The 4,304-nt window shown below is 67.4% G+C and carries 3 protein-coding genes; all 3 read left to right on the forward strand.

Annotated features, from left to right (window positions below; all coding sequences use genetic code 11):
• A partial coding sequence (locus VFW45_03220; protein ID HEU5179775.1) for a tetratricopeptide repeat protein occupies positions 1–609 on the forward strand: 609 nt, incomplete at its 5' end.
• 55 nt (positions 610–664) lie between these two features.
• Positions 665–2,386 carry a cation:proton antiporter gene (locus tag VFW45_03225; GenBank protein ID HEU5179776.1) on the forward strand — a complete coding sequence of 574 codons (1,722 nt, stop codon included), beginning with the start codon at positions 665–667 and terminating at the stop codon, positions 2,384–2,386.
• A 143-nt stretch (positions 2,387–2,529) separates the two neighbouring features.
• Positions 2,530–4,304: protein kinase (locus tag VFW45_03230; protein HEU5179777.1), on the forward strand; the 1,775-nt coding region annotated here is incomplete at its 3' end.

Genomic DNA, 4,304 nt, shown 5'->3' on the forward strand with positions numbered 1-4,304 from the left:
GAGAAGGCCTGGGAGGAGAACCTCGCGGCGAACCGCGCGATATATGGCGAGGAAAGCCGGGAGGTCGCGTCGACGCTGATCGACATGGCGGGGCTGTATTACCCGATGCAGCGCGTCGCGGATGCGGAGCGGGTGTCGAAGGAAGGGCTGGCGATGGCGCGGCGCACCGTTCCTCCCGGAGACCACCTCATCCTCTATGGAGCGAACCAGACGGCATTCCTGCTGGCGGCGCGCGGCGCCTGGTCCGAGGTGCTGGCGCTCAAGGAGGAGATCTACGACATCGAGAAGTCGCAGCGCGCCGCGGGAGTGGTCGAGAACGGCATCAATCTCACCGATATCGGCGAGACCCGCCTCGCATTGAAGCAGTACGACGAGGCGCGCCAGGTGCTCGAGGAAGCCCTCGCAATACGGGAGAAGGGGCTGTCTCCCGGCAGCTGGCGGACCGAGAACACCCGCTCGCTACTCGGCGTGTCGCTGGCCGGGCTGGGCCGCCGGGCGGAGGCGGAAAAGCTGCTCACCTCATCGGTGTCCGCCATTGCCGCGTCGAAGGATGCGCCTCCGGAGGTCAAGTCGAAAGCCCAGGCCCGCCTCGCGGCCTTGCGTCAGTAAGGTCGCGCGGGCCTGATAGGCGGTAATTACCCACCTGTCCTAGAATCACGTCCGCATGCACAGCCATCTTCCACAGGACATCGGGATCTGCATCGTCGTTGCGACGGCGCTGGCCTACCTGGCGCGCTGGGCGAGGCAGCCGCTGCTGCTCGCCTACATCGCGGCCGGCGTCCTGATCGGCCCGATTGGACTGGGCATCATCTCCAACGCTGATTCGATCCAGGCGCTGGCCGAGATCGGACTGGTGTTCCTGCTGTTCATCGTGGCGCTGGAGATCGACGTTGGGAAGCTGGTGAAGTCTGGGAAGGCGGCCTCGGTGGCCACCCTCGTGCAGGTCGTGGGGAGCGTCCTTCTCGCGTGGGTGGTGGCGCTCTTGCTGGGCTTCCGGGGGCTTCCGGGCGTCTATCTCGGAATCATGGCGGCCTTCTCGAGCACCATGATCGTCGTCAAGCATCTGGCCGATCGCAGCGAGCTGGACACGCTGCCGGGTCGGGTGATTCTCGCAATCCTCCTGGCCCAGGATGTCCTCGCGGTCGCGGTCCTGGCCGTCCAGCCGAGCCTGGGAGGATTCTCCGCAGGAGAGTCCTCACCGATCGTCACGCTGGGATCGGCGCTCCTGAAGGGCGCGGCTCTGGTCGGGGGGACCATCCTGGTGGGTCGCCTCGTGCTTCCGCGCCTGCTGCACTCGGTAGGGACCTCACCGGAAGTGCTCCTGATATCTGGAATCTCCTGGTGCTTCCTCGTCAGCTGGGTCGCGATGCAGGCGGGCTTCTCGACGGCGGTGGGGGCGCTGCTGGCGGGCGTGAGCATCGCCAACCTGCCCTATACGCTCGACCTGGTGTCCAAGGTCCGGCCGCTGCGCGATTTCTTCGTGACGCTGTTTTTCGTGTCCTTGGGAATGCTGCTGTCGGTTCCGACGGCGCGCGTGCTGATCGCGGCGCTGGTCCTGTCGGTGGTGGTGATCGTGGGCCGCTTCGTGACGATCCCGCCGGTCCTCCGGATGCTCGGCTACGACAACCGCGTCGGGGTGATTGGGGCCATCCACCTTTCTCAGATCAGCGAGTTCGCCCTGGTGATCGTCCTGGCCGGAGCGTCGCCCGCCTACCGCCACATCGACTCGGAGATCGTTTCCATCGTCGTCCTGGTGCTGGTCATCACGGCGACGCTGTCGACCTACCTGGCGCAGATGAGCCATACGCTGGCCCGCCGCCTGATGCGCTGGACCGGCGGCACGATGCTGGAAGATGCGCCCGCGAAGGCCGCGCGGCACGGAGCCACGGAGGACGCACCCATCGTCCTGGTCGGCTGCTTCCGGATCGGAACGTCGCTGGTGCACGCACTGCTCAACGCGCCGCGCCGCTTCAAGGTGATCGATTTCAACCCGGAGGTCCATCGGGAGCTGCTGCGCCTCAAGGTACCCGCCGTGTACGGCGACATCAGCCATCTCGACACGCTCGAGCATGCGGGCGTGCAGCGGGCGGAGATCCTCATCTGCTCGATCCCCGATGATTTCCTGCGCGGGACGACCAACCGCGAGCTCCTGGCCAAGCTGCGCAAGCTGAACCCCACGGCGCGGATCATCGTGACCGCGCAGTCGGCGCCCGCCGCGCTGCAGCTGTACGCCGAAGGCGCCGACTACGTGGCGGTGCCCAGGTTCCTCACATCCGATCGTCTCCTCGACGTGCTCGGCCGGATCGAGTCCGGGGATCTCGACGCTCTGCGCGCGCAGGAGCTCGAAGCCCTCAAGGGCCGCCCCGGCGGCCCCCTCGGCGCCTGAAGCCGTCTGAACCTCTCAGGTCGGACCGATTACGCCGCTTCCCGCCGTCCCTTCCACTAAAGATGATGCGATTACGAAAATGATAGGCGCCTGCCGGCCTCGCGCTCTTGCTCATCCTCGGCAGGACCCTATATTCGATCAGTATGCCGACGATTGGGCGTTACGAGGTCGTCAAGGAGCTGGGGCGCGGGGCGATGGGGGTGGTCTACCTGGCCAACGATCCCCATCTGCAGCGCCAGGTGGCGGTGAAGACCTACCACCTGCCGGAGGGGATCTCCGACGAGCTGGCGAAAGAGTTCCGCGAGCGCTTCCTGCGCGAGGCGCGCGCCGCCGCGTCGCTGTCGCATCCCGGGATTGTCACCGTTCATGATGCGGGGCAGGACCCCGCCACCGGCCGGCCGTTCATCGCCATGGAGTACATTCCGGGCGAGAGCCTGAGCCAGCGGCTCAAGCGCCCCCTCGAGCGCGCCTGGGTGCTGGAGATGGGCGGCATCCTCGCCGACGCCCTGCAGGCGGCCCATCGCGCCGGGATTGTGCATCGCGACATCAAGCCCGCCAACATCTTGATCCGGGAGCCGGACGGCGCGGCGAAGATTGCCGATTTCGGCGTCGCCCGCCTGAAAGAATCGAACCTGACGCAGTCGGGTGCCTCGATCGGCTCGCCCGGCTACATGTCGCCCGAGCAGGTTCGGGGCGGTGCGCTGGACGGCCGGAGCGACCTCTTCTCGCTCGCGGTCGTCCTGTACGAGGCGTTGTGCGGCAAACGGCCGTTCCGCGGGGACGACCTGGTCTCGCTGGCCTACTCGATCGCCCACGACACGCAGATACCACTCAGCCGGCAGCAGCCCGGCACGTCGGCCGAGCTCGACCGCTTTTTCGATCGGGCGCTGTCGAAAGATCCGGAGCAGCGCTTCCCCGATGGTGCATCGTTCAAGCAGGCCTTCCTGGCCGCGGGAAAGGAGAAACCCGTCGCGGCCGAGCGGACGGTCCTGGGAATCGCGCCTCTTTCCGCTGATGCAGCAGGGAAGAGGGAGCCCAGGACCCAGCTCGCCAGAGCGGAGACGATTCCGCTGGCCGCCGCGTCGGCGCGCTCGGGCCAGGGCTTGCGGGCCCTTACCGTGGCGGGGGTGGCGTTGCTCTCCGTCGGCCTCGCGGTTGCCGCTTACATGCGCTTCGTTGCACGGCCGGAGGTGGTCCAGAACGATCTCGCGGGAATAAGCTCGACGATTTCCTCACCCGTGGTCGCGCCGGTGGTGAAGCCCGCCGAGCAGGCCGGGTCCGTGGAGCGCAGCAGCCCGATCGGCACCGCCAATCCATCGCTCTCCGGCTCCGGCTTGCCGCGCCCGGAGCCTCCGAAAAGTCCTGTCCAGAGTCCTTCGCGCAGCGTGGCTCCGAAGGGGAACGTCGAGTTCACGCCTCAGGCCCTGAAGCCGCCGCCGAAGCTGATGCTCAGCGTGCCGGCCGGGACGCAGGTGACGGTCGAGCTGGAGCATGCCGTCGGCTCATCGAACAGCACCGTCGGCGACATCTTCACCGCCCGTTTCACCAGGCCGGTGATCGCCGGCGATCGCGTTGTGATTCCGGCGGGGAGCCGCATCCAGGGACATGTCATCGAGTCGACTCCGGCGAAGAAGGGCCTTTCCGATAAGTCCGGATCGCTCAAGCTGGCCTTCGAAAGGCTGGTGACGCCTTCCGGCTTCATCGCGCCGATGTCGGCTTCCTACGCGACGGCGGGAAAAACCTCGAAGAAGAAGACTGCCGGGGCGATCGGCGGCGGCGCCGCGGGCGGCGCCTTGCTCGGCAAGGTCCTGGGCGGCAGCAGCAAGGACGCCGTGCTGGGCTCGGTCGCCGGCGCGGCGATCGGGACCGGCATCGCCGCCGGCACCAAGGGACAGGACGTCGAGATCGCCTCCGGCAT

Source organism: Candidatus Polarisedimenticolia bacterium (genome assembly GCA_035764505.1).
Taxonomy (GTDB): domain Bacteria; phylum Acidobacteriota; class Polarisedimenticolia; order Gp22-AA2; family AA152; genus AA152.